Genomic DNA, 26001 nt, shown 5'->3' with positions numbered 1-26001 from the left:
TATGGAAAATAAATCCAAATATAAAACCATCGACCATGTTCTTTGTGTTGAAGGAAATAAAAAAATTCATGTTTGGGAAACGCTGCCAGAAGAAAACAGCTCAAAGAGAAAGAATACCATTATTATTGCGTCGGGCTTTGCCCGAAGGATGGATCATTTTGCTGGCCTGGCGGAATATTTATCGCAGAATGGGTTTCATGTGATTCGCTATGATTCACTTCACCACGTTGGGTTGAGTTCAGGGACAATTGATGAATTTACAATGTCTATAGGAAAACAGAGCCTATTAGCAGTTGTTGATTGGTTAAATACACGAAAAATAAATAACCGTGGTGTTTTGGCTTCAAGCTTGTCTGCACGGATAGTTTATGCAAGTCTATCTGAAATTAATGTTTCGTTTTTAATCACCGCGGTCGGTGTTGTTAACTTAAGATATACGCTTGAAAGAGCTTTAGGATTTGATTATCTCAGTTTACCCATTGATGAACTGCCGAATAATCTGGATTTTGAAGGCCATAAATTGGGTGCTGAAGTCTTTGCGAGAGATTGCTTTGATTTTGGCTGGGAAGATTTAACTTCTACAATCAATAGCATGATGTATCTTGATATACCGTTTATTGCTTTTACTGCAAATAATGACAATTGGGTAAAGCAAGATGAAGTTATCACATTGTTATCAAATATTCGTAGTAATCGATGCAAGATATATTCTTTGCTGGGAAGCTCTCATGACTTGGGTGAAAACTTAGTGGTCTTACGCAATTTTTATCAATCGGTTACGAAGGCCGCTATCGCGATGGATAATGATCGTCTGGATATTGATGTTGATATTATTGAACCATCATTTGAACATCTAACTATTGCGACAGTCAATGAACGTCGAATGAAAATTGAGATTGAAAATCAAGCGATTTCGCTGTCTTAAAACCTATTGGGATAGATATACCCTATGGATTTCAAGGTGTATCGCGACGGCAAGGGAGCGAATCCCCGGGAGCATAGATAACGATGTGACCGGGGTGAGTGAGTGCAGCCAACAAAGAGGCAACTTGAAAGATAACGGGTATGGTTAATACTATCACTCAAATAGCAATATAAGGACTCACTATGAAATTTGGAAACTTTTTGCTTACATACCAACCCCCCCAATTTTCTCAAACAGAAGTAATGAAACGTTTGGTTAAATTAGGTCGTATTTCTGAGGAGTGTGGTTTTGATACTGTATGGTTACTGGAGCACCATTTCACGGAGTTTGGTTTGCTTGGTAACCCTTATGTCGCTGCTGCGTATTTACTTGGTGCAACCAAAAAATTGAATGTAGGGACTGCGGCTATTGTTCTTCCCACAGCTCATCCAGTGCGCCAACTTGAAGATGTGAATTTATTGGATCAAATGTCAAAAGGACGATTTCGGTTTGGTATTTGTCGGGGGCTTTACAACAAAGACTTTCGCGTATTTGGCACAGATATGAATAACAGTCGCGCTTTAGCGGAATGCTGGTACGGGTTGATAAAAAATGGAATGATAGAGGGATATATGGAAGCTGATAATGAACATATCAAGTTCCATAAGGTAAAAGTAAACCCGACAGCATATAGTAAAGGTGGAGCACCTGTTTATGTGGTTGCTGAATCAGCCTCGACTACTGAATGGGCCGCTCAATTTGGTTTACCGATGATATTAAGTTGGATTATAAATACTAACGAAAAGAAAGCACAACTTGAGCTCTATAACGAGGTGGCTCAAGAATATGGGCACGATATTCATAATATCGACCATTGCTTATCATATATAACATCTGTAGATCATGACTCAAATAAAGCGAAAGAGATTTGTCGGAATTTTCTAGGGTATTGGTATGACTCTTATGTGAATGCCACGACTATTTTTGATGATTCAGACAAAACAAGAGGTTATGATTTCAATAAAGGGCAGTGGCGTGACTTTGTATTAAAAGGACATAAAGATACTAATCGCCGCATTGATTACAGTTATGAAATCAATCCCGTGGGAACCCCGCAGGAATGCATTGACATAATTCAAAAAGACATTGACGCCACAGGAATATCAAATATCTGTTGTGGGTTTGAAGCTAATGGAACAGTAGACGAAATTATTGCCTCCATGAAGCTCTTCCAGTCTGATGTCATGCCGTTTCTTAAAGAAAAACAACGATCGCTATTATATTAGCTAAGGAAAAAGAAATGAAATTTGGATTGTTCTTCCTTAACTTCATCAATTCAACAACTGCTCAAGAACAAAGTATAGTTCGCATGCAGGAAATAACGGAGCATGTTGACACGTTGAATTTTGAACAGATTTTGGTGTATGAAAATCATTTTTCAGGTAATGGTATTGTCGGTGCTCCTCTGACTGTTTCTGGTTTTTTGCTCGGTTTAACAGAAAAAATTAAAATTGGCTCATTGAATCACATCATTACAACTCATCATCCTGTCCGAATAGCGGAGGAGGCTTGTTTATTGGATCAATTGAGCGAAGGGAGATTTATTTTAGGGTTTAGTGATTGTGAAAAAAAAGATGAAATGCGTCTTTTTAATCGCCCTGTTGAATATCAACAGCAACTGTTTGAAGAGTGTTATGAAATCATTAATGATGCTTTAACAACAGGCTATTGTAATCCCGATAACGATTTTTATAGTTTCCCTAAAATATCTGTAAACCCCCATGCTTATACCCAAGGCGGGCCTCGGAGATATGTCACAGCAACCAGTCATCATATTGTTGAGTGGGCTGCTAAAAAAGGCATTCCTCTCATCTTTAAGTGGGATGACTCCAATGATGTTAGATATGAATATGCTGAAAGGTATAAAGCTGTTGCTGATAAATATGGCATTGACTTATCAGTGATAGATCATCAGTTAATGGTATTGGTTAACTATAACGAAGATAGTAAGAAAGCTAAACAAGAGACACGGGAATTTATCCGTGATTATGTTCTTGAAATGTATCCTAATGAAAATCTCGAAAATAAACTTGAAGAGATAATCACAGAAAACGCTGTCGGAGATTATACGGAATGTATAGCTGCGGCTAAGCTGGCAATTGAAAAGTGTGGTGCAAAAGGTGTATTGCTATCCTTTGAACCAATGAATGACTTGATGCGCCAAAAAAACGTAATCAATATTGTTAATGATAATATTAAAAAGTACCACATGTAGTAAAAGAGTATGGCAGCGTATGTTGCCATACTCTCTAAATTATCGGGAGGGGTAAAACAGGTATGACTTCATATATTGATAAACAAGAAATCACAGCAAGCTCAGAAATTGATGATTTGATTTTTTCGAGTGATCCATTAGTCTGGTCTTACGATGAGCAGGAAAAAATCAGAAACAAACTTGTGCTTGATGCATTTCGTAATCACTATAAACATTGTCAAGAATACCGTCACTACTGTCAGGCACACAAAGTAGATGATAATATTACGGAAATTGATGACATACCTGTATTCCCAACATCAGTTTTTAAGTTTACTCGCTTATTAACTTCTCAGGAGAACGAGATTGAAAGTTGGTTTACCAGTAGTGGCACGAGTGGTTTAAAAAGTCAGGTGGCGCGTGACAGACTAAGTATTGAGAGACTCTTAGGCTCTGTGAGTTATGGCATGAAATATGTTGGTAGTTGGTTTGATCATCAAATGGAGTTGGTCAACTTGGGGCCAGATAGATTTAATGCTCATAACATTTGGTTTAAATATGTTATGAGCTTGGTAGAATTATTATATCCCACGACATTTACCGTAACAGAAGAGCGAATAGATTTTGTTAAGACATTGAATAGTCTTGAACGAATAAAAAATCAAGGGAAAGATATTTGTCTTATCGGTTCACCATACTTTATTTATTTGCTCTGCCAGTATATGAAAGATAAAAATATCTCATTTTCTGGGGATAAAAGTCTGTATATCATAACGGGGGGCGGCTGGAAAAGTTACGAAAAAGAATCCCTGAAACGCAACGACTTTAATCATCTTTTATTCGACACTTTCAATCTCAGTGATATTAGTCAGATTCGCGATATATTTAATCAAGTTGAACTCAACACGTGTTTCTTTGAAGATGAGATGCAACGTAAACGTGTTCCGCCGTGGGTATATGCGCGAGCACTTGATCCTGAAACATTGAAACCTGTACCTGATGGAACGCCGGGTTTGATGAGTTATATGGATGCGTCATCAACGAGTTACCCAGCATTTATTGTTACCGATGATGTCGGGATAATTAGCAGAGAATATGGTAAGTATCCCGGCGTGCTCGTTGAAATTTTACGTCGTGTCAATACGAGGGCACAGAAAGGGTGTGCTTTAAGCTTAACCGAAGCATTTGATAGTTAATGTCCTTTGCCCAATGCTTTCGAGGTAAATATATTGCTGTTTTGTCGAACCCTGTTCTAGGGTTCTCGACTTTCCCGGCGTTGGGGGTATATACAAGTAAAAAGGCCGGATATTTATGAGCTAACCCCAAACACTGGATAAAAATGACAGCACGGTAGCCGACCCTTATCAAAATATGTTGAAAGTATGGATTTTGAAAAATATTTTGACGAATATTGGCATGATGAATATTGGTGTAAAGATAATGTCCTCATAAATATAAAACAAAATGTTACGAAGCGTACCATTTTGTTTTTAGTTGAGAAGAATTAAATTACAGTCTCAATCCCCGTACCTATTTTGAACTGAACTTATGGGTATTCACCCTATTAATGCTTTAGCTTTTGCTCTGACCTCGGCTAAAACATCATCAGAAACTTTACCTTTCTTTATGGCGTTACGTTTCCTCCAGTCAAGGCTTTTTACTTGATCGGAAAGCACAACACTGTCGGGGTTTCTACTAATTACAACCTCAAAGGGATAATCTTTAATTTTTGTTGTCATAGGGCAACATAGCATCAGCCCTATTCGACCGTTATAAGCCGCAGGACTTAGTACAAGAGCGGGGCGATGTCCGGCATGTTCACGCCCCGTTTGCGGGTCAAAATCAAGCCAAATAATATCTCCCATATCAGGAATATAGCGATTAATCACTTATAATATTTCCTTTCCTACGGGTGCGCCGAAATCTACCTCAGTATGAATATTTTCATCTTTTACGCCAGCCAATAACGCATCAAGGTTATATTCTTTTGCTTTGACAGGAACAATAACTACTTTTCCATCTTCTACAGAAATATTAACGGTATCATCAACACTTAAAGACGCCATTTTCATAACAGCTATGGGCAGCCTTACTGATGGGCTATTTCCCCATTTTTTAATAGTCACTTGAGGCATGATTTATTCTCTCCATAAGTATGTATCTTCAATGTATATAATGTACATTTCTGGATAAAAAATCAACATTGTTGATACAATATGTAAGATGAATGATAGTGATTCAGGGTAATAATGTGGTTAGCGTGTGTTTTCATAAGGTTGGGCTTCAGTCGAAAAATCCCTATAACAGTTAGATTTAGAGAGTTAATTCATCCAGCCCAATGATAGTGAACAGCGGCTAATTTGAGTTCCAACAAATATCCTATAAAAAACTGCACTCCTATGTATGACTTGGTGTCTAACTCAAGGGTATATACAAGAAAAAAGCCCAGGTGGTAAACCTGAGCTTCTCTTCAATTCTGGCGGTGAGGGAGGGATGGATTCGCTGCGCTCACCCTACGGGCCGCCGTTGGCGGTCCAAAACGGCTTGCCGTTTTGTCGAACCCTGGTCGAGGGTTCTCGACCCTCCCTGCATCAGGGGTATATGCAAGCAAAAAAGCCCAGGTATTTAACCTGAGCTTTCTTTCAATTCTGGCGGTGAGGGAGGGATTCGAACCCTCGATACGTTTTCACGTATACACACTTTCCAGGCGTGCTCCTTCAGCCTCTCGGACACCTCACCATTCTTTTCATCCCAGCAACTTTGTCTAACATTGTCGCTGCAACGGGGCGCTACTATAGGGAAAAGCGTTACAAGCGTCAACACTCTTCTGATATTTTTCTTTGGTTTTTTGATTGGTTAGCTAAATAAGAGTCAATTCGGTGAATTGATATCCACCTGATGCCGCTGAAATAGAAAATGTACAAGTCCTTTGATAAGAAAAAAATGAATTCGTTAACTACTTAACATTCTCAAAATTTTCGTAACGATGATTAACAAAGGGACTTGCAACCTACACTCAATCAGATAACCCTTGTGAAAAAATAAGATGAGGATAACTAATCGTGGATATTATCTTTTACCACCCCTTTTTTGATGCTGCTCAATGGATTCAAGGCATGCAGCAACGATTGCCCAATGTCAATATCCGCCAATGGAAACGCGGCGATAATAAGCATGCGGATTATGCAATGGTTTGGGCTCCCCCCTATGAGATGTTGGAAAATCGCTCTGGATTGAAGGGGATTTTTATTTTAGGAGCAGGAGTAGAGGCGATTTTAAAGCAGGAACAGCAAAAACCAGGGATGTTACCCGCCGGTGTGCCACTGATGCGGCTTGAAGATGCAGGCATGGGGCTGCAAATGCAGGAGTATGCGGTAGCAACGGTTTTACATTATTTGCGACGCATGGATGAGTATAAGCTGCAACAAGGGCAGAGGATGTGGAAACAACTCGAACCTCATGATCGTAAGGATTTTGTTGTGGGTGTGTTGGGTGCCGGTGTTCTGGGCAGCCGTGTTGCACAGGCGTTAGTTGAATGGGGCTTTATTGTGCGTTGTTGGAGCCGTACTCCAAAACAGGTTAATAACGTAGTTAGCTTTCACGGTGAAGATCAATTGGGCGATTTTCTCTCCGGTAGCAAGGTGCTTATCAATTTGCTGCCCGATACACCAAAAACCCGTGGTATTCTGAATTTATCGCTGTTTAGCCAGCTAAAACCAAAGTCATATCTGATTAATATCGCACGAGGTGCCCATTTAGTAGAATATGATCTGTTGGTGGCGATTGATAAAGGTTATATCGCCGGGGCTTCATTGGATGTGTTTGTTGAGGAACCGCTACCAGAGATGCACCCATTCTGGACTCACCCCCGTATAACGGTGACGCCACATATTGCGGCTATTACTATTCCCGATATTGCTATGGATACGATTAGTGAAAATATTCGACGAATTGAACAAGGGGAATTATCAACCGGCGTTGTGGATATAAAACTAGGGTATTAATAACGTCTCTTTACAATAGGGGCGGCTATTGGAGACAATAACGGCAAAATTGCTATTTATTTGGAAACTGAGATGAATGAATTTTCAATAGTCTGCCGTATTTTAGGGACTTTATTTAATCGTCAACCGCAAGACCCGATTCTGAAACCACTTCTGACGATGATTGTCGAAGGTAAATTGAAGCAATCATGGCCATTGGAGCAAGATGCATTGTTGGATCGCTTGCAACAAAGCTGCGATCTATCCGCAATGCAAGCTGATTATGTGGCACTGTTTTATGGCGATAATGCTAGCGTACCAGGCCGCCGTTCTGACTATACCGGGGAGAGTGAAAACGATATTCGTCAATTTTTGACTGAACGAGGAATGCCATTGTCCGATGGGCCAGTCGATCAGTTTGGTTCTCTGTTATTAGGGGCTTCATGGCTGGAAGATCAGGCAGCAGAAGATGAGGTTCAGGGGCAAATTGTGCTGTTTGATGAATATTTGCTGCCATGGTGTGGGCAATTTCTGGGGAAAGTGGAAGCCCATGCAATAACCGGTTTCTACCGGACATTAGCAATGATTACCCGTGAAGCGTTACAGGCGTTAAGAGAAGAACTGGATTCTTAATTTTTAAATGATAAAAAGGCAAATAATGTCGAATTATTTGCCTTTTTACTATATTTTGATGAAAATTATTTATCGGTCAGCATAATAACTAATTTGCCAGGTTTCACTTCTAACCTTTTTGCTAATGTTTTAGCTGCGGCTTCAGCTTTACTATGATCTGCTTTTATTACATAAATAGGATGAATATCAAAGAAAGCACTGAGTGATTTATTCAGATAAGGAAGTAATGCGTTAATCGGTTTTTCCATTTTTTCCGGTGTGATTTGGTAATCAACGACTTCTAATTCTTTCAGAAAAATAGCCCTTTTTTCCTGCTCAAAAACAGGTTGTGCTTTCAGGGTGAGTTTCATATCGGCTTTAGCTGGGCCAAGCAAGGATGTAATATTTACGTTTGCACGGCCAGTTAACGCTATTTTGTTTGGTTCTGTTCGACCAATTTGGCTGGATAGTTCTGTCAATTCAATATCCGCATTGGCAATACCATGTAATTCGATCTGTTTCTGGTAATGGACGTGTTTTGCTAGATAACCATTAATTAACTCTTCGCTGATACTGACATCTTTGAACTGATCACAACCACTGATTAACCCCGCTAGCAGCAAGACTGCCCCCAAGAAAAATTTTCTCATATCGACTCCTTTATTTTGGAGGGCAGATTTTACCTCATTAATTGCCACTCAGCATGGCAGATTCAATCTTACGTTGGTTAAATTGACGGTGCAGGGCATACAGCGTTATCAAGCCAATAATCCCAAGCAGAAACCAAGGCAATTGCGGAATGTTCAGCGCATGGCCGGTATCATATAACCAACCACCGCCGGTATAACCCAAGGCGCCACCCAATGCCAGACCAAGACGGCTGAATCCCATATAACTACCACGCGCGCGTGGATCAGCTAGTGAAGCACTTAATGTCTCACGGGCAGGTTCAGCGGTGATGGTGCCGAGATAGAACAGGCAAATAAGGCCAAACAAGGTATTTATTTCACCAATCAAACCGACAGGGAACATACTCAGGCTCATCAGGAAAAGCCCGGCCATTAGACGCTGTTCTAGCCGGAATCGTTTTTCGCTCCAACGGGCGATCGGATACAGCAAAGTGAGCGATAGGGTCGCTTCAATTGCGTACATCCATTTTACCGCAGCGGGTGTTCCGGCGATTTCGTTGACGATAATCGGGAACATTAACATCACCTGGACAGACAGCATAAAGTAGCCGGTCAACGTCAACACATAGGTGAAGAAGCGACGATCTTTAATAACGCGCTCCATCCCTTCCCAGATGGGAGTGCGGGTAGTAGAAATCCGGTAGGCAGGGAGAAATAATGCATTCCAGATGGCTGCCAGAACGAAAACACCGGCACCTGTCCAGCAGACAAGTTGGAAATCGTATTGCAGCAGCCAGCTACCAATCAGTGCGCCAATAACCGCGCCGGCGCTATCCTGCATTAACAGCAGCGAGAAGAAACGGCCACGCTCGTGCGGTCGAGTTAGTTTGATGACCAGTGCGGTCCGGGGAGGATCAAATAAGGTCCCCCCCAGTGCGGATAATATGCAGGCAAGCCACAGTATCCACGGTTCGGTGGCTAAAGCGATTAAAGCAAAACCAAGAGCGCGTAACAGCATGCCGGTGACGATCATCGGCTTCGCGCCAAAACGGTCTGCAATTGCGCCACCAAAAATGCCTAAACCTTGTTGTACAAACTGACGTAAACCAAGCGCAAAACCGACAACCAGCGCCGCCCAACCCAGTTGCTCAACGAAATGTATTGATATTAAAGGAAAAACGACGAAGAAACCCAGAACGACCAGCATGTTATCGAATAACAGGAAGTACTTACCCAGGCTACGTGCTTGTGAAACCAGTGACATTGCTCACCATTGGAGTAGTAAGAAGAGAGGAAATATAGTTCTTTATATATTCTGTACTTAATTCGGACATTAGGATAGTGAATCATGGATAATATTTTTTTGTCGTAAGGTAATGACTGGAAGCTGTTTTTTACAGATAAATGGTTTAAATTTTTAACGGATAAATTAACATAGCTAGGGAGAAATAATGTTTGGTTATCGTTCCACTTTACCGAAAGTTCGTCTGATCACGGAACGAATGGTGGTGCGTTTAGTGTACGAGCGGGATACTTATCGTTTGGCTGAGTACTATTCAGAAAATTACGAGTTTCTTAAACCTTGGGAGCCGACCAGAGATAGCAGTCATTGTCAGCCTTCCGGTTGGATAAATCGATTGAATTTAATCATAGAAATGCAAAGACAGGGGGTGGCTTTTCATTTTCTGCTGCTTGATTCAAATGAGAGTGAAGTTATTGGTGTTGCCAATTTCAGTAATATTCTGCGTGGTGCTTTTCATGCCTGTTATTTGGGATATTCGCTTGGTGAAAAGTGGCAGGGAAAAGGGTTGATGTATGAAGCTTTACAACCCGCTATCCGTTATATGCAACGTCAACAGGGGATGCATCGGATTATGGCTAATTATATGCCGGATAATCATCGTAGTGGGAAGTTATTGGAACGATTGGGTTTTGAGCGTGAAGGCTATGCCAAGAAATATCTGATGATCAATGGAGTTTGGCAGGATCACGTATTAACCGCATTGACAGATGAAAAATGGAGTGGAAAAAGTTGATTGTTGAGCTGTATTACCACCTAATGAGAGTAAAACAAGTTGGTAATGATGAATTAAATCACTGTTGAAAATCTGCCAAGCCTATACCTTATTTTGACCCTTTTTTTGTGCTCAATTTTAATTTATTGATTTTAAAGGAAATATTGGTTCTCTTGAAAAAAAGGGTTTTTTCATTGTTTTATTAATATATGCTTTAACTGTCAGTAGCTTAAAGTTAATATGTAACAGTTCACTGCCGTACAGGCAGCTTAGAAATTGATAGTTCGTTGCCAACTTGAACCACGACGGTACACTGCCGCACAGGCAGTTTAGAAATGAGTAAGCTTCAATGAGTTGACTTATTTGACGCACTGACTTCGGTTGTTGCGCTTTTTAAAGTGGTTTTTGTAATAAGGCTAGTTGCAAGGTGCCATCATCTAGGCCAAATACAATGTTGCACTGGCGGCTTATAAAGGTTAATGATTTCTAGTGCATAAGCATGAATTTATGTATACTCGCCGCTTTTGTTAACAAAGTGAATAATTAACCATGAATAATATTGCTGCCTTGTCCTTGGCTGCTGTAATGTTTACTAGCGGTTGCGCTACGATTGTGGGTGATAAAACTCAGCATGTTCAGGTTGATAGTAATCCATCAGGGTCCACATTCTCTATCAAAGATGAATTAGGTAGGGTTGTTGCTCAAGGGAAAACGCCTCAGGATGTGATTTTAGAAAAGTCAGATGGAAGTTATTTTGGTAAAAAAGACTATCTGGTTACTTTTACTAAAGAGAATTCTGAGTCTGTAACGTTACCAATTAAGGCGAGCGCCAATGGTTGGTACATTGGGGGTAATTTTATATTTGGTAGTTTAATTGGTTGGCTCTTAGTTGATCCATTTAATGGCGGGATGTATACGCTGCATCCAAAAGTAGTAAATGCTCAGTTACCTCAGAAACCAGTGAGTACTGAATTGCCTCAGAAACCAGTGAATGCTGGGTCATCGCAGAATCAAGTAACAAATACAATTATTTTGATGTTAGACCCTAATAAGGCGGTAGACCCTAATAAGATATTAGACTCTAATAAACAGGTAACACCGTTAGGTTAAGTCAAAATACCCAGTTGGACAATCTGGTAGGTATATACCCGTTATCTTTCAAGTTACCTCTTTGTTGGCTGCACTCGCTCACCCCGGTCACATCGTTACCTATGCTCCCGGGGATTCACTCCCTTGCCGTCGCGATGCATCTTGAAATCCATTGGGTATAGGTAGTTTAGCAAGCTGGATTAAGATGGTGTAATTTGGTTTTTTTTGTACTAGCATACAGGCGGTTTAAAAAGTATAGACAGCTTACAAGTATCTCAGTCGTGTATAATTCATTTTCCATTTTTGCACTGTCGTACAGGCAGTTCGGAAATCAACTAACATGATTTTGAGATAAATACGATGAATTTATTGAAATCGCTGGCTGCGGTTAGCTCTATGACCATGTTCTCTCGGGTTTTGGGCTTTATCCGGGATGCCATTATTGCCCGCATATTTGGGGCCGGTGTTGCAGCGGACGCTTTTTTTGTTGCGTTTAAACTGCCTAATTTACTGCGTCGTATTTTTGCCGAAGGCGCTTTTTCTCAGGCATTTGTGCCTATTTTGGCAGAATATAAGAACCAGCAAGGTGATGAAGAGACTCGGACGTTTATTGCTTATGTTTCCGGGATGCTGACGTTAATTCTGGCAATTGTTACTGTGCTGGGGATTTTAAGCGCACCTTGGGTGATCTATGTTACTGCACCAGGTTTTACCGATACCGCTGATAAATTTACGCTGACAACAAATCTGTTAAGAATTACTTTCCCCTATATTTTTCTGATATCACTGGCCTCGTTGGTAGGCGCGATATTAAATACTTGGAATCGATTTTCTGTTCCTGCCTTCGCTCCGACGTTACTTAATATCAGCATGATTGTGTTTGCGTTATTTGTTGCCCCTTATTGTAATCCGCCGGTGATGGCGTTGGGTTGGGCGGTGGTTGTAGGAGGAATTTTACAGCTCTTATATCAGCTTCCTCATTTAAAAAAGATTGGCATGCTGGTGTTACCGCGTATTTCTTTCCGTGACAGCGGCGTATGGCGGGTGATGCGGCAGATGGGACCAGCACTTCTTGGGGTGTCAGTCGGCCAGATTTCATTAATTATTAATACGATTTTCGCTTCATTTCTGGTGTCCGGTTCTGTCTCCTGGATGTATTACGCTGACCGTTTAATGGAATTACCTTCTGGTGTATTAGGTGTTGCGCTTGGGACTATTCTTTTGCCTTCACTGGCGAAAAGTTTTTCCAGCGGAAATCATGAGGAGTACACCAAATTAATGGATTGGGGACTGAGGCTCTGTTTTTTGTTAGCACTGCCTTGTGCTGTTGCTTTAGGTATGCTGGCAGAACCTTTAATAGTTTCTCTGTTTCAATACGGTAATTTTACGGCATTTGATGCAGTAATGACCCAAAAAGCGTTAATTGCTTACTGTTTTGGATTGATGGGGCTAATTATTGTCAAGGTGCTGGTACCGGGTTTTTATTCTCGTCGAGATATTAAAACCCCGGTAAAAATTGCGATTGTCACTTTGATTCTGACTCAGCTAATGAACCTTGCTTTTGTTGGCCCATTAAAACACGCCGGGTTGGCCCTTTCTATCGGTTTGGCATCTTGTTTCAATGCTGGCATGCTTTACTGGCAATTACGTAAGAAAAATATTTTTAAGCCGTTAGCAGGTTGGGGTATGTTCTTATTTAAGCTGGTAGTGGCAATTGCAGTAATGATTGCAATATTGGCTGTTACTTTGTGGTTGATGCCAGCATGGGAGCAGGGGAATATGGCTATGCGCCTGTTGCGATTGATGGTGGTGGTTATCGCCGGGGCCAGCAGCTATTTTGCTGCGTTAGCGCTGATGGGTTTTCGGCTAAAAGATTTTGCCCACCGCGGTTTTCAATAAATTGAGATATCCCGGTAGTTATTGCTAGCTTAGGCTGAGCTTGAGTTTTCTGAGGTTACCGGGATATCAGCTAATGAGTGTTATATTGGTGAGATAATATAGGCGTATTTTAGGGAAAACATTGAATGGCAGATAGGGATTATTTTATTTGTTTGCTCAAATAATACATTTATTAATGATTTTTATAAAATTTACTTACCCAATGGATTTCAAGATGCATCGCGACGGCAAGGGAGTGAATCCTTGGGAGCATAGCTAACTATGTGATCGGGGTGAGCGAGTGCAGCCAACAAAGGGCAACTTGAAAGATAACGGGTATATATCTATTGGTTATTTATATCTGTCAGGTAAGTTATTTTGCTATATTTATATTTCTCTGTGTTGAAATTATTGACATGCTCAATTGTTCAATTTGATTTTTTTATCCGATTTATGAATGAAAAGTAATATATTTAATTGTTATAAGTTTTTATAAATCAGTGGTAACTAGACTATTATAGTCACTCGATTGAATAGTATTTTATTGAAAAATTAATTATGTGTGTCAGGTCGTATTTCTTCTATAAATATTATAAGGAATGCTGTTCTGGAACATAGTTATCATATAGACTATATTCGTTATGTGATATTAATTAGATATTTGTAATACTAGTAAACTATTTCTAAGGAATATATGGAACTATGTGTTATAAATTTTTCTCATCATCAATAATCTCAAATATCTCTTTACTGCTTGGAGATGTCGAAGTTGATAGACCTGTTATTGGCTTTGCTGATAAGACAGTTAATTTTAGTGTTGCTGGCGGGGTTATTCAGCAGATTGTTATCTCTAATTCTTTAGAAACTGAATTGTATGTTTCTTTATCTATCATATTGATATTTATGTTATTATTAATCAATGTTCCTATGGGTGAAAATAGGAAATTATGAGATAGATGATGTTAAAATTTCTGGGTAACATAGGAGGAAAATGGGTAGATAACGTCACCTAATGAAATAGGTTGCTAACCACTCTCAACTTGTCAATTTTTTCTCTGTAGATTGTTTTATCAGGGGTAATCAGTCTTAGTCTTTTTAATTATGGAAATTAACGGAGCCGTTGGTATGAATTATGAATAGTATTCTCTATTAAGTTGGGGTGAATATCTTACCTTATATAACATCGAGAGCTTATTCCAGTAGGCGTTATTGATGTGTAGACCATTATTGTCAAAATAATGGGCATGAATAGTGTTCAGATACTGGAATGTACATTGAGGAGCAGCTTTATCCTAAAATAAGGAACGACACATGAGTTCAGAACTGATTGGCAATGTATTGTCAAAAGGGGGATTATTGTCCTCTTATACCGCTAAATGGGAACAACGGGCTTCAATAAGAACCCGGCCAGAGAAGTATATTGACTTTGATATACCCGGTTTTTTCTTTCCTGAAGAAAAACAGCCTTTGTTACTTGATGAGAGTTTACAACATATTAGTTATGAAGTTAAAAATGAGATTTTGATACAAGCATTTTTTAAATATTTGAATGATATTATTAATCTTGAAATTAAACTCATTAATTCAGCCTGTAATAAAATCATCTATAATGATTTATCAGTGAAATATCATGAGCAGATGAAAATCAATGCTTATACGATTGTGATTGATGAATATTATCATGTTTATATTGCCAGAAATATGATGAACCAGTTGAAAGCTAAATTTCCTGATATAAAAGAGTTATCTTATCCTATATCAGATGCTTATGTTGCGGTTTCAGAGATAATGTCGCGTCTTTCTCCTCGTTACCATGATTTGTTTGAAATAATTGCAGTCTGTATTTTTGAAACAACGCTGGTGAAAGAGTTGGTGGAGTTTTTCAACAGTGAAAATGTTCATCCTTCAATAAAATATTATGTTAATGACCACATGAATGATGAATCCAGGCATTATCTATATTTCCATGAATTATTACAATATACCTGGCATCATATGAGTGATGATGAAACTTATGGAATTGGTCAGCATATTGCTGACTTCGTTAAACTTTATCTTAATATTGAATCAGAGAAACAGTTTAATACCGAACTCCTAAGCAGTATTACGAATGATCGGGCTTATAGTGAGAAGTCAGTACAGCGAATATATCAGGGATTTGAGGTAACGCCCGATGTCCCTATTGTAAAAAATGTTTTATTGGCATTAAAGAGAGCGGGGGTGCTTGAACATCAAGCGGTTCGGCGTGGTTTTGAAAATATCGGATGGGTTATTTCATGAGAGGAGCCGAGGAAATGAGTAATGTAATGTCTCATCAAACCGTATCAATGGCAGAACTCAAGAGTGTGGTAAAAGAAATTAAAACCCGTTTGATTAATCGTCAAAGCTTAATTTTGATACAGGAAGTTAATTATAACGAAAATGGGGGGGTACCTGTTCTGGTTGCCGTTAAGCCTCATCATGTCAGCTCGGTGAGGGAGTGATACGTTATGAGAATACTTAACATACTCACTGGCGCTCATTTGGATCAGCTAAGCTCTCATGTTGTCCGTTATCTATTGGACGCGGGACACTTTGTTTATGTAGTAGCCGATGATGTAGAGCAGCAAGCAGCCTGGCAAGCCGCATTTAAGCATAATTTCATGCTGATTTCACATGAGCATATTGCAGATTATGCTATTGATTGCGAGTTTTGTTACGGCATGATGCCCGCGATTTCTGCGGCGACTGCGATTAAGTTAGTGGCTTTTAACCAAGAAGAGGCCGCTTTATTTCAGGTTGTGGGTGAGCATGGTGGAAGCTGGCAGATATTGGCAGAAAAAAAATTGGCTTGGGAAGCGCATCGATCAGTACAGGCTCATGAATTGTTGGCGGAACTTTTTATTGACGGTTTGATTACTTTTTGCCGTTACGATTTGGAGCATACACCCCAGTGGTATCCCAGTAAAAATGATATATCGCTATGGTATCAGGCGCAGGAACAGATGCGTAACCGGCAATGGGTGTTGGCCGAGCAGAGCCAACATTACACCTGTTTTGTTCTGCAAGATGAAATTAACCTTGAGCAAAGTGAAAGAGAAATTGTCACATTGCCGGTTACGGGGATTTTCCAACAGGAAGATGTTGCGTTATTGGCGTTGTTGCTACAGTTCTTATTTAATGCCCGCCGCTCTGCACTTTACAGTTTCGATTGGAATCATGATCAGCGTTGGTTGAATCACTATCAGTTATTAACAGGTGTTGAGAAATATGTCGGTTTGCGAAATGAGATAGATTGCCTTTGGTCCGGTGAATTGGATAACCCCTTTTATGATCCTTTAAGCGTTTCATCTGCACTGCCTGTACCGGGTGTCGCGGTGTTTGTGGATTGCCAGCCGAATTGGGACCAAGAGAATCTTAATCTGAGTCTGAATTGGCACAGTGTTAGCCAAAGCTTGACGCTGAACTTCCGTCAGGGGATACCTTTTTTCAGTGCGGTTGCCGATTATATTGCCGAATTTATGCGTCGCTTGCCTGATTTTAAGCAGGGAAAAGTCAGTTTTATGGCATTGGCGCAGTTACCGGAAAACTTGTTGCAACGTTATTATTATCAGAATAATCAAACACAATGCGATTATCCGCACACCACCATCCCCGCGCTGTTTGAACAGCAAGTCAATTTGGCGCCAGACCATCCGGCGGTATTGACTGAACAAGTTGCGATGAGTTACGGCGAACTGAATCAGCGAGCCAATCAGCTTGCGAGCTATATGATGCGGCACTATTGTCTGGAAATTGGTGATCGGGTGGCGATCATGATGTCCCGTGAAGCCGATTTGTTCGTCGCATTGTTGGCGATACTTAAATTGGGATGCGCTTACGTTCCCATTGATACCCAGTCACCGGCGATCAGAACTTATTCGATTCTTGAAGACGCCCAACCGGTGTTGCTACTCACTTCGCAGCCTGTTCCTACAGGTTTTTTACCTCAGGGCGTGCAGCATTTATATCTCAATAGTCAGGCGGGCAGTGATATTTTCTCTGATGAACCGACCAGCAACCCTGAATTAACAGTGCAACCTCATGATTTAGCCTATGTTACCTATACTTCCGGTACAACGGGTAAGCCGAAAGGTGTCGCCATCGAACACGGCAATCTTCTGAATGTGTTTAATGATGTGCAGCGGCGTATTGCATTGACAGCTCAGGATCGCTTTTTGGCTATCACGACGTTGGCGTTTGATATATGCAAATTGGAAATTTTTATGCCGCTAATGTTTGGCGCCACCGTGGTATTAGCGGATCAACGTCAATTACTCGAAACGAATAGGCTAAAACATTATCTGGAAACGTACCGTGTCAGCTTGATGCAAGGAACTCCTTCATTCTGGCAACAGATTATTTTACAGATGGATGGGCAATTTCTGCCAGTTCGGGCGATATGTGGCGGGGAAGCGGTCTCCAATGATTTGGCACGGCGGTTAGCGAAGATGACCATTCAGACATGGAATATGTATGGCCCGACGGAAACGTGTGTCTGGTCAACGGGTTGCTTATTGAATGTTGAACAGTCACAGGTGCTAATCGGTAAACCGATAGCTAATACCCAGTGTTATGTTTTAGATGAGTCAGGTCGTCCGGTTCCTCCTGGTGTGATTGGTGAGCTGCATATTTCAGGGGCCGGTGTGGCACGTGGGTATTTTGGTAATCCACAGTTGACCCGTAGTCAATTTATACCTAATCCATTCTATTGCACAGGGAAAAACTGGCCTGGGCCAATTATGTATAAAACCGGTGATCGGGCTCGTTATTTACCTTGCGGTAATCTGGAATATATCAGTCGGGTTGACAATCAGATTAAATTGCGTGGGCACCGGATTGAATTGGGGGAAATAGAGTCGGTATTACAGCAATATCCGGGTATCCAGCGTGCGGTGGTGGCTTTACAGCAATCCGTTACTCCGGGCGGGGAACCTTTCCTTGCTGCTTATTATCAGGCTAATGCGCCTTTGGATCGCCAACTGCTGACAGATTTTTTCGCGCCGTTACTGCCTGATTATATGTTGCCCAGTACCTATATGTTCCTGGCAAATATTCCGTTAAATGCCAACGGCAAGGTGGATCGCAAAGCGCTGCCAGCTATTCAGTTACATGAGCAGCAACACTATGTTGCGCCTTACACGGAGTGCCAGCGGATATTGTGTCGGATCTTTAGTCAGGTATTAGGGGATGGGCAAACCCAAATTGGCATTACTGACGACTTTTTTAGTTTGGGAGGAAGTAGCTTATCAGCGATTCATCTGGTTAATCAGATAAATAGTGAGTTGAATTGTAATCTGAAAATTAGAGATATTTTCCAGCAGAAAATGATCTCTCGCTTAGTTCCGTTAGTGGAGGTGGGCCGTGGCGAATTCATGTATCGGGATTACCTGATTAAACGTACTGATTTGGAACACCGTTATCATCCGTTCCCACTGAATAATGTTCAACAAACTTACTATTTGGGTCGCTTCAAGAGTTTTGAACTGAATGAGGTATCAACCCATATCTACAGTGAATTTGTCTTTGGACAATTGGATCATCGGCATTTAGAACTGACATTCAACCAACTTATTTCACGTCATCCTTCGTTATGCACGATATTTGAAAATGGTGGACAGCGTTATTTAAACAGTGTGCCTTACTACAATATCTCATATCGGCAGATCGCAACGGATACCGAATTTATGGCCCTGCGCGAACAATTTTCACATAAAGTTTATGCGCCGGAACGTTATCCGTTATTCGACATTCTGTTAAGTGAGTACGCAGGCAAATACATTCTGCATATCAGCTTTGATGCAATCATCATTGATATGACCAGCTTTGAAATTCTGTTTTCAGAATGGATTCAGCTCTATCAACAGCCAGAATTGCCGTTACCGGTGCTGGATATTACTTATCGTGATTATCATTTGAAGTATGAGCGGGCACGGAACAGTGCGTTGTTCACGCAAGCTGAGAATTATTGGCGACAGAAAGCCAGCTCCATATCACTTGAGATGAATCTGCCTTTGGCAATATGTCCTGATACAATGGGTAAACCGCATTTCCAACGTATCAGTGGCGTTATTCCACAATCGATATGGCAGAAATTATTGGATAAATGTCAACATTACAGTATTAGCCCAACGGCGTTGATTGTTGAACTTTATAGCCGAACCCTTTGCTATTGGGCCGGACAAGAGCAGATTTGCCTCAATTTGACACGGTTTAATCGCTTGCCACTTCATCCGCAGGTTAATCAGATTATTGGCGATTTTACCGTCTTAAGTCTCTTCGCTTACCAAAACCGTACGGATATTTCGATTTGTCAGCAACTTGAACAGGTTCATGGCGCACTGTTGCAGGATATTGAACATAATCTGTTTGATGGGGTTGATGTACAACGTATGTTGAAACAGCAGAGAGAGCTATCAGCCAATACCGTTATTGCTCCGGTTATGTTAACCAGTGTATTGGGGATGAATAGCAAAGCCAGCATGTTTGAGTTACCGTTGGATGAAAGCTATCAGGGGATGCAATATTCCATTTCCCAAACTTCACAGGTCTGGCTGAATCATAAGGCTTACGAAACTGATGAAGGATTTGTTGCTGAATGGGATTATGTCGAACAACTGTTTGCAGCCGATACCATCAAGGCCATGCATGACAGCTATTGTCAATTGATTCGATTAGTTGCTGAGCGTGATTGGCAACAGGTGGCTTTTCCTACTCCAGCTTTGCCAGTAGCACAATCAGTAGCACAATAATGATGCAATCCAACGTTGGAATGACACTCAGGTTGAATATCCACGTCAGACGCTGAGTAGCTTATATGAACATTAATTGTAACAAGCGGGATTCGCTCAGCGAGTGGTGGTCGCGTTGGGGATTATGAAGAGTGGCAGTGCCTATTGTGACAGGCGTGATAAGGCGATAATAGATATGCCCAATCACGCCAATTTTTCAGAAAAACAGCGATTATCCTGTTACATCCGCTCTACCGTCTCAATACCCAATGTATTCAGACCTTGCTTCAATGTCTTAGCGGTCAGGAGCGCCAGTTTCAGGCGGCTTTGACGCAACTCTTCGCTTTCCGCATTGAGGATTTGGCAGTGTTCATAGAAACAGGAGAATAGACCAGCCAAATCGTACAGGTAAGCACACATCACATGTGGTGTACCTTCACGGGCGACGGTGGTAATGGCCTCTTCAAATTGTAACAAATGGGTGGCCAATGTTTGTTCACGATCTTCATTTAGGATAACCGGTAGGGTCAGACTGCTTTCATCGATTTCGGCACGTTTAAAGATGGAAGCAACACGGGTGTAAGCATATTGCATATAAGGCGCGGTATTGCCTTCAAAGGCGAGCATATTATCCCAATCGAAGATGTAATCTGTGGTACGGCTCTTGGAGAGATCAGCGTATTTCACGGCACCGATACCGACAGCTTCAACCACTTTTTTTAATTCATCTTCTGGCATATCCGGGTTCTTTTCACGGATAAGGGTGTTGGCACGTTCAATAGCTTCATCCAATAGATCGGTCAATCTGACAGTACCGCCGGCGCGAGTTTTAAATGGTTTGCCATCTTTGCCCAACATCATGCCGAACATATGGTGTTCCAGTGACACGGATTCTGGTACATAACCAGCTTTACGAACGATGGTCCAGGCTTGCATCAAATGTTGATGTTGACGGGAATCGATGTAGTAAAGAACGCGGTCCGCGTGCAGGGTTTCATAACGGTATTTTGCGCAGGCGATATCGGTTGTGGTGTAAAGATAACCCCCATCCTTCTTCTGGATAATAACGCCCATCGGTTCACCTTCTTTGTTTTTATACTCATCAAGGTAAACCACGGTTGCGCCATCACTTTCTACTGCCAGCCCTTGCTGTTTCAGATCAGCGACAATACTGGGTAGCAGATCGTTGTACAGACTTTCACCCATGACAGAATCTTTAGTCAGCGTGACATTCAGACGATCATAGGTTTGCTGATTTTGGGCCATCGTGATATCCACTAGCTTGCGCCACATGGTACGGCAATATTCATCACCGCCTTGTAGTTTTACGACATAGCTACGGGCACGGATGGCAAACGCTTCATCTTCATCGTAATGCTTTTTGGCTTCGCGATAGAAAGCTTCCAGATCGGACAATGCCATATCGCTGGCATTTTCGTTTTGCACTTTTTCCAAATAGGCAATTAGCATACCGAACTGGGTTCCCCAGTCACCCACATGGTTAGCGCGGATAATCTTATGACCGAGGAATTCAAGTGTACGGACGGCGGCATCACCAATAATCGTGGAGCGCAAATGACCAACGTGCATCTGTTTCGCAACATTGGGGGCGGAATAATCGACAACAATAGTTTGTGGTTTGGCTGGCGTAACGCCCAGCTTTTCATCTTTCAGTGCAGTTTCGATATTGGCTGCAATCCACGCCTTATCAAGGAAAATATTGATAAAGCCGGGGCCAGCGATTTCAACTTTACTGGCGATACCTTGCAGATTTAGCAGGTTAACAACTTTTTCTGCCAGTTGTCGGGGAGGCATACCCACTTTTTTCGCGGCGGCCATAACACCATTGGCCTGATAGTCGCCAAATTGCGCTTTCGCGGATTGGCGGATGTGAGCTTCGCTGTCGGCTGGAGCACCTGCTGCAATCAGCGCTTGGCTGACTTTTTCTGAAAGAATCGCCTGAATATTCACCTGGTTACCTTAAATGACGAACAAGAAATAGGTATATTGTAGCAAACAATATCCTTTGCAAAATGGTTCATAATAAAAAACGGCGAGTTTTATACCATATTCAACACATAACATACCACTTTACTGTTGTTTTGTGCCAAGTTGCGAAGATAAAAAACGCATTTCATCGAAAAATCATGATGGTGACTATACCCTATGGATTTCAAGATGGATCGCGACGGCAAGGGAGTGAATCCCCGGGAGCATAGGTAACTATGTGACCGGGGTGAGCGAGTGCAGCCAACAAAGAGGCAGCTTGAAAGATAACGGGTATATAATGCCGTAATGAATATACGGCACAAGGATGGAGTAGTCATGGCAGTATGGCAAACGAACGAACAGGAAAACCAGAGGCTTTTTTAGGTTTGGCTACAATATTGAAAATAACTGCGCCACGTACAGGTACTTGGTCCAAATTAGCCAAAAGTTCTATCTGATAAGTATCTTGCTTTAATACATAATCTTCGCCCAACAAGGCATTATTCTTTCTAAAATCTTTAGCGGCGTCGGTATCAAATGTTTCATGTCCGATGGCTTTAATATGACGCTCCTCAAATAAAAATTTAAGGGCATCTATTCCCCACCCAGGTATTTGGTTATTGCCAGAATCATCTTTATTGTCCATTTTTTCCTGAGATGGCCAGCGTTTACTCCAGTCAGTTCTGAGCGCAACGAAAGTACCTGCCTCAATAATTCCATATTCTTCTTCAAATTTAAGAATATCTTCTTTAGAAAGTGAAAAGTTGGGGTCCTGTTTTGCTCTTTCTGATTGATCAAGCACGATTAAAGGTAAAACTAATTCTTTTAATTCCAGTTCATCAACATAACGGGTATTAGGAACAAAATGGCAGGGAGCATCAATGTGAGTTCCATATTGGCCGGGAAAAGAAAATTGCTGAACAAAAAAGCCATCTTTGTAATCAAAAAGTGTTTTAAACTCTGCTGAATCAAGCATAAAAAAATGTGGAGAATCTTTATCGAAGCTATGCGTCAAATCGACCCATTTTTTTGACTTCAATAAAGTGAGCGCTTGTAAAATGCTATTTGACATAAAAAACCTCATTTTTGATAATTTATTGATGTTATTTTTACCACTATTGCATGATTAATGCTGTAAGATTTTTTACCGTAAATAGTGATGTTCCTCATGTTTTATTCACTTTTATTGTTCCAGTAATGAACATACGAAATAAAGGCGGCCGGACTCGTCATTTCTGACTACTGAGGCTTGTGTTAGACTCGTCAGATACGAGCACATCAGGTTATGATTCTTATAAGCGGAAAATTATAAAGAAATAATAGAAAATAAGATAATTGATTTTTACATTAGTTAAAATTTAAAATCAAATATAATAAAAAAATATATATTATATATTTTTCGGCATCATCATTAATGTGATGTATTCCTATCTTATTGTTATATAATGGTTTTTTCCTTAAGTGGTTTTCATTGATTAAAATTGAAAATCTTTTGCAAATTATTTGTTGGGATTTTTAATAAAAAAGAGATTAATATCATTCATAATTGAATTAGTTCAAAAAATGGCTAGTCTACATTTACCTAAAAAAGGAACTGTTATGCTTTGGAAGAATACTTCCAACCAGTTTGGTCACTTATCTGTCCTTTTACATTGGCTGGTTGCATTGGTCGTATATGGCATGTTTGCGCTAGGACTGTGGATGGTGACATTAGGGTATTACGATACGTGGTATCACAAAGCACCTGAAATTCATAAAAGCATCGGGATGTTGCTGTTTATCATGATGGCTGTGCGTGTTATCTGGCGTTTTATTTCTCCACCACCCAAGCCATTAGCCAGTTATAGCCGCTTGATTAGAGTCAGTGCTGTTTTAATGCATATTTTGTTGTATATCTTATTGTTTGGCATTTTGATTAGTGGTTATTTAATTTCGACCGCTGATGGGCAGCCGATTTCTGTTTTTGACTGGTTTATTGTTCCGGCCACATTAATCGGTCAGGGCGAACAGGCGGATACTGCCGGAATGATTCATCTTTACCTTGCTTGGGCAGTGGTAATTTTATCGTTATTACATGCTGTTGCAGCATTAAAACACCATTTTATTGACCGTGATGCAACCTTAAAGCGGATACTGGGTTTCCGTCCTGAATAATATAAAAGACGATTATGGAGAAGAATATGTTGAAGAAGACGTTACTTGGCCTGACTGCGGGTGCATTGTTACTAAATGCAAGTTCTGCATTAGCTGCCAATTATAAAATTGATATACCCGGCCAGCACGCCTTTATTGGATTTCGCATTCAGCATTTGGGGTATAGCTGGCTATATGGGACATTTAAAGATTTTGATGGCTCTTTCACATTTGATGAGCAAAATCCGGCTGCAAATAAAGTTAATGTGACGATCAAAATAGCCAGTTTGGACACTAACCACGCCGAACGTGATAAACACCTGCGTAGTAAAGATTACTTTAATACAGAGAAATACCCTGAAGCAAAATTCACGTCAACTGAAGTGAAAAAAGAGGGGGAGAAATATGTTGTTACAGGTGATCTGACTTTAAATGGTGTGACAAAGCCAGTAGTACTGAATGCAGAACTATTGGGTGAAGGTAAAGATCCGTGGGGTGGCTACCGCGCAGGTTTTGATGCTTACGGCAAAATCAAACTGAAAGACTTTAATTTCCAAAAAGATTTAGGGCCTAAATCACAGGAAGCGGATTTATTGATTTCTATCGAAGGTGTTCGGGAAAAGTAATACGCTGATGACTTAGCTCGTTAGTGCAATTTATTAAGGGCTGCGCATTGCGTGGCCTGTTTTATTGATAGGCAAAACCTTCTTTTCAGTTGGTATGATGGATAGTGCTGTTTTTATATACAGTTTATTGCAGTTGATTGATTGTATGTGGTTTTTGGTGACCGGGGTAAGAGAGTGCAGCCAACAAAGAGGCAACTTGAAAGATGACGGGTATATATCGTTTGGAGAAAGACATAGTAAGCATCCATTTGTAGAGAACAGTAATAATAATGATGATGAGGCTGCTGTTTAATGCGGTCTTTTTCTTATCTGCCAAGTGAAATGATGTGATTTTTCACTTGGCATTATATCAATGAAAATGTTTATTACTTTATTGGTAATACATGCTTACGTGGTTTTTATTTTATTTCCTCTAGAGGGGAATACCGAGATTCTATTATGACATCGACAAGAAATTCATGTGAATTATCACCAAAAGTACCCGGTATATCATTGAATAAAAGTATTAATTCTCCATCTACAGGAACTGTTTTATGGAGTCCTCCATTGCCAATTTTAAACTTTCTGTTGGCGATTTTAGCGATGAGTGTGGCTATTTGTGGGGGCTGTGGATTATTAGGTACAGGGCCATCAGGTGATGCCCATTCAACATTATCACGGCCATATTTCACCCATCCATGTGCAACAACAGAGATTATATCTCCTTGTTTGAGAATAAGTCCTGTAGGTTTACCATTTTCAGCATTAGCTGGAACACTTCCTGACCAATTATACATAGTATTACCTCTGAAATTATGTTTTATAGAAATAGTTTTGTCAAAGATGTTTACATATTTGACTGAAAGAAAATTTATATTTTTATGATGTCAGGAACAATGAAAAACATCATAGGTTGTGACTTGCGTTAATAACAATTTTTAGAGCGATGATTAATTTAATGTTATAATTGTTTTTTATTTTAAATAGTTGTCCTGAATCGTTAAAATAGAATGGTTACAGTAATTTATTGATAGATAGTATTTTTTGCATGGAGCAGTTATTTATTACTACAAAGTGTACGTTTCACACATCAGATTATTGTTGATTTATAAAAAAGGTATACAGGACGCTCTGAGTGAATTAGAGAAGAAAATCCTGAGA

21 protein-coding genes, 1 tRNA gene, 1 other RNA gene and 1 pseudogene are annotated in these 26001 nt (G+C 40.5%); 15 read left to right on the top strand and 9 right to left on the bottom strand.

Features of this window, described 5'->3' with window-relative positions; genetic code table 11:
- Position 1: 1 nt before the first annotated feature.
- The 4 genes from ACGF5R_RS08740 to ACGF5R_RS08725 all read left to right on the top strand — a co-directional run bounded on the left by ACGF5R_RS08740 (position 2) and on the right by ACGF5R_RS08725 (position 4354).
- Positions 2 to 925 carry an acyl transferase gene (locus ACGF5R_RS08740; protein ID WP_112876085.1) on the top strand — a complete coding sequence of 308 codons (924 nt, stop codon included), beginning with the start codon at positions 2 to 4 and terminating at the stop codon, positions 923 to 925.
- A gap of 182 nt (positions 926 to 1107) precedes the next feature.
- On the top strand, positions 1108 to 2190 hold the full coding sequence (locus ACGF5R_RS08735; RefSeq protein WP_387690489.1) for an alkanal monooxygenase: 1083 nt from the start codon (positions 1108 to 1110) through the stop codon (positions 2188 to 2190).
- Positions 2191 to 2204: 14 nt separating this feature from the next.
- Positions 2205 to 3179 (top strand): alkanal monooxygenase, encoded by a 975-nt coding sequence (locus tag ACGF5R_RS08730; RefSeq protein ID WP_112876083.1) that lies wholly within the window; start codon positions 2205 to 2207, stop codon positions 3177 to 3179.
- A gap of 62 nt (positions 3180 to 3241) precedes the next feature.
- Complete coding sequence (locus tag ACGF5R_RS08725; RefSeq protein WP_112876082.1) at positions 3242 to 4354, top strand: long-chain fatty acid--CoA ligase; 1113 nt, start codon at positions 3242 to 3244, stop codon at positions 4352 to 4354.
- 360 nt (positions 4355 to 4714) lie between these two features.
- On the opposite strand, the gene mazF is transcribed toward ACGF5R_RS08725, so the two are convergent.
- The 4 genes from mazF to ACGF5R_RS08705 all read right to left on the bottom strand — a co-directional run bounded on the left by mazF (position 4715) and on the right by ACGF5R_RS08705 (position 5897).
- On the bottom strand, positions 4715 to 5047 hold the full coding sequence (gene mazF, locus ACGF5R_RS08720) for an endoribonuclease MazF (RefSeq protein ID WP_205068643.1): 333 nt from the start codon (positions 5045 to 5047) through the stop codon (positions 4715 to 4717).
- Positions 5048 to 5293 carry an AbrB/MazE/SpoVT family DNA-binding domain-containing protein gene (locus tag ACGF5R_RS08715; RefSeq protein WP_112876081.1) on the bottom strand — a complete coding sequence of 82 codons (246 nt, stop codon included), beginning with the start codon at positions 5291 to 5293 and terminating at the stop codon, positions 5048 to 5050.
- Between the two features lie 342 nt (positions 5294 to 5635).
- Positions 5636 to 5759, bottom strand: a non-coding RNA gene (locus ACGF5R_RS08710) — RtT sRNA.
- A 48-nt stretch (positions 5760 to 5807) separates the two neighbouring features.
- A tRNA-Ser gene (locus tag ACGF5R_RS08705) sits at positions 5808 to 5897 on the bottom strand.
- Positions 5898 to 6220: 323 nt separating this feature from the next.
- Here ACGF5R_RS08705 and ghrA point away from each other — a divergent pair.
- Together ghrA and ACGF5R_RS08695 are read left to right on the top strand one after the other, a co-directional pair.
- Entirely contained in the window at positions 6221 to 7162 is a 942-nt protein-coding gene (ghrA, locus tag ACGF5R_RS08700; RefSeq protein WP_262980124.1) for a glyoxylate/hydroxypyruvate reductase GhrA, read from the top strand.
- Between the two features lie 72 nt (positions 7163 to 7234).
- Positions 7235 to 7774, top strand: a complete 540-nt coding sequence (locus ACGF5R_RS08695; RefSeq protein WP_262980123.1) for a molecular chaperone — start codon at positions 7235 to 7237, stop codon at positions 7772 to 7774.
- 65 nt (positions 7775 to 7839) lie between these two features.
- Here ACGF5R_RS08695 and ACGF5R_RS08690 read toward each other — a convergent pair whose 3' ends face one another.
- Complete coding sequence (locus ACGF5R_RS08690; protein ID WP_387690486.1) at positions 7840 to 8403, bottom strand: lipoprotein; 564 nt, start codon at positions 8401 to 8403, stop codon at positions 7840 to 7842.
- 37 nt (positions 8404 to 8440) lie between these two features.
- A complete protein-coding gene (gene mdtH, locus ACGF5R_RS08685) occupies positions 8441 to 9646 on the bottom strand; it encodes a multidrug efflux MFS transporter MdtH (RefSeq protein ID WP_112876077.1) in 1206 nt (401 codons plus the stop codon).
- 187 nt (positions 9647 to 9833) lie between these two features.
- On the opposite strand from mdtH, the gene rimJ reads away from it, so the two are divergent.
- From rimJ to ACGF5R_RS08650, 7 genes and pseudogenes are all read left to right on the top strand, one after another.
- On the top strand, positions 9834 to 10418 hold the full coding sequence (rimJ, locus tag ACGF5R_RS08680; RefSeq protein WP_112876076.1) for a ribosomal protein S5-alanine N-acetyltransferase: 585 nt from the start codon (positions 9834 to 9836) through the stop codon (positions 10416 to 10418).
- 528 nt (positions 10419 to 10946) lie between these two features.
- A pseudogene (locus ACGF5R_RS08675) lies at positions 10947 to 11333 on the top strand (hypothetical protein); the annotation flags it as partial.
- 513 nt (positions 11334 to 11846) lie between these two features.
- Complete coding sequence (gene murJ, locus ACGF5R_RS08670) at positions 11847 to 13385, top strand: murein biosynthesis integral membrane protein MurJ (protein ID WP_112876075.1); 1539 nt, start codon at positions 11847 to 11849, stop codon at positions 13383 to 13385.
- A 681-nt stretch (positions 13386 to 14066) separates the two neighbouring features.
- Positions 14067 to 14315, top strand: coding sequence for a hypothetical protein (locus ACGF5R_RS08665; protein WP_112876074.1), 249 nt, complete (start codon positions 14067 to 14069; stop codon positions 14313 to 14315).
- Between the two features lie 360 nt (positions 14316 to 14675).
- Positions 14676 to 15644: a diiron oxygenase gene (locus ACGF5R_RS08660; protein WP_112876073.1), complete on the top strand. Its 969-nt coding sequence runs from the start codon at positions 14676 to 14678 to the stop codon at positions 15642 to 15644.
- 14 nt (positions 15645 to 15658) lie between these two features.
- Positions 15659 to 15847 (top strand): hypothetical protein, encoded by a 189-nt coding sequence (locus tag ACGF5R_RS08655; RefSeq protein WP_262980121.1) that lies wholly within the window; start codon positions 15659 to 15661, stop codon positions 15845 to 15847.
- Between the two features lie 6 nt (positions 15848 to 15853).
- Complete coding sequence (locus ACGF5R_RS08650; RefSeq protein WP_387690484.1) at positions 15854 to 20134, top strand: amino acid adenylation domain-containing protein; 4281 nt, start codon at positions 15854 to 15856, stop codon at positions 20132 to 20134.
- A gap of 219 nt (positions 20135 to 20353) precedes the next feature.
- Here ACGF5R_RS08650 and argS read toward each other — a convergent pair whose 3' ends face one another.
- On the bottom strand, positions 20354 to 22084 hold the full coding sequence (gene argS, locus ACGF5R_RS08645) for an arginine--tRNA ligase (protein WP_387690482.1): 1731 nt from the start codon (positions 22082 to 22084) through the stop codon (positions 20354 to 20356).
- Between the two features lie 352 nt (positions 22085 to 22436).
- Positions 22437 to 23174: a cyclase family protein gene (locus tag ACGF5R_RS08640; protein ID WP_112876069.1), complete on the bottom strand. Its 738-nt coding sequence runs from the start codon at positions 23172 to 23174 to the stop codon at positions 22437 to 22439.
- A 527-nt stretch (positions 23175 to 23701) separates the two neighbouring features.
- Here ACGF5R_RS08640 and ACGF5R_RS08635 point away from each other — a divergent pair.
- Both ACGF5R_RS08635 and ACGF5R_RS08630 read left to right on the top strand, forming a co-directional pair.
- The gene (locus ACGF5R_RS08635; protein ID WP_112876068.1) at positions 23702 to 24256 is read left to right on the top strand and encodes a cytochrome b; all 555 of its coding nucleotides are present in this window, start codon (positions 23702 to 23704) and stop codon (positions 24254 to 24256) included.
- A 26-nt stretch (positions 24257 to 24282) separates the two neighbouring features.
- Complete coding sequence (locus tag ACGF5R_RS08630) at positions 24283 to 24861, top strand: YceI family protein (RefSeq protein ID WP_112876067.1); 579 nt, start codon at positions 24283 to 24285, stop codon at positions 24859 to 24861.
- Positions 24862 to 25259: 398 nt separating this feature from the next.
- Here the strand turns inward: ACGF5R_RS08630 and ACGF5R_RS08625 are convergent, their stop codons facing one another.
- Positions 25260 to 25637, bottom strand: coding sequence for a LecA/PA-IL family lectin (locus ACGF5R_RS08625; protein WP_112876066.1), 378 nt, complete (start codon positions 25635 to 25637; stop codon positions 25260 to 25262).
- Between the last annotated feature and the right edge of the window lie 364 nt (positions 25638 to 26001).

It is taken from the genome of Photorhabdus sp. RM71S (genome assembly GCF_042879355.1).
In the GTDB taxonomy this organism is placed as follows: domain Bacteria; phylum Pseudomonadota; class Gammaproteobacteria; order Enterobacterales; family Enterobacteriaceae; genus Photorhabdus; species Photorhabdus kayaii.
Note: the sequence above shows the minus strand (reverse complement) of the source record. Positions and strands in the feature narration are given on the sequence as shown.

Excerpts from the sequence above, each read along its gene's own strand:
- ACGF5R_RS08635 (WP_112876068.1), top strand. The coding sequence starts at position 23,702 with ATGCTTTGGAAGAATACTTCCAACCAGTTTGGTCACTTATCTGTCCTT.
- ACGF5R_RS08695 (WP_262980123.1), top strand. The coding sequence starts at position 7,235 with ATGAATGAATTTTCAATAGTCTGCCGTATTTTAGGGACTTTATTTAAT.
- ACGF5R_RS08690 (WP_387690486.1), bottom strand. The coding sequence starts at position 8,403 with ATGAGAAAATTTTTCTTGGGGGCAGTCTTGCTGCTAGCGGGGTTAATC.
- rimJ (WP_112876076.1), top strand. The coding sequence starts at position 9,834 with ATGTTTGGTTATCGTTCCACTTTACCGAAAGTTCGTCTGATCACGGAA.
- ACGF5R_RS08655 (WP_262980121.1), top strand. The coding sequence starts at position 15,659 with ATGAGTAATGTAATGTCTCATCAAACCGTATCAATGGCAGAACTCAAG.
- ACGF5R_RS08640 (WP_112876069.1), bottom strand. The coding sequence starts at position 23,174 with ATGTCAAATAGCATTTTACAAGCGCTCACTTTATTGAAGTCAAAAAAA.
- ACGF5R_RS08625 (WP_112876066.1), bottom strand. The coding sequence starts at position 25,637 with ATGTATAATTGGTCAGGAAGTGTTCCAGCTAATGCTGAAAATGGTAAA.
- mdtH (WP_112876077.1), bottom strand. The coding sequence starts at position 9,646 with ATGTCACTGGTTTCACAAGCACGTAGCCTGGGTAAGTACTTCCTGTTA.
- ACGF5R_RS08735 (WP_387690489.1), top strand. The coding sequence starts at position 1,108 with ATGAAATTTGGAAACTTTTTGCTTACATACCAACCCCCCCAATTTTCT.
- ACGF5R_RS08730 (WP_112876083.1), top strand. The coding sequence starts at position 2,205 with ATGAAATTTGGATTGTTCTTCCTTAACTTCATCAATTCAACAACTGCT.
- ACGF5R_RS08660 (WP_112876073.1), top strand. The coding sequence starts at position 14,676 with ATGAGTTCAGAACTGATTGGCAATGTATTGTCAAAAGGGGGATTATTG.
- ACGF5R_RS08725 (WP_112876082.1), top strand. The coding sequence starts at position 3,242 with ATGACTTCATATATTGATAAACAAGAAATCACAGCAAGCTCAGAAATT.
- ACGF5R_RS08715 (WP_112876081.1), bottom strand. The coding sequence starts at position 5,293 with ATGCCTCAAGTGACTATTAAAAAATGGGGAAATAGCCCATCAGTAAGG.
- ACGF5R_RS08630 (WP_112876067.1), top strand. The coding sequence starts at position 24,283 with ATGTTGAAGAAGACGTTACTTGGCCTGACTGCGGGTGCATTGTTACTA.
- ACGF5R_RS08650 (WP_387690484.1), top strand. The coding sequence starts at position 15,854 with ATGAGAATACTTAACATACTCACTGGCGCTCATTTGGATCAGCTAAGC.
- murJ (WP_112876075.1), top strand. The coding sequence starts at position 11,847 with ATGAATTTATTGAAATCGCTGGCTGCGGTTAGCTCTATGACCATGTTC.
- ACGF5R_RS08740 (WP_112876085.1), top strand. The coding sequence starts at position 2 with ATGGAAAATAAATCCAAATATAAAACCATCGACCATGTTCTTTGTGTT.
- ACGF5R_RS08665 (WP_112876074.1), top strand. The coding sequence starts at position 14,067 with ATGTGTTATAAATTTTTCTCATCATCAATAATCTCAAATATCTCTTTA.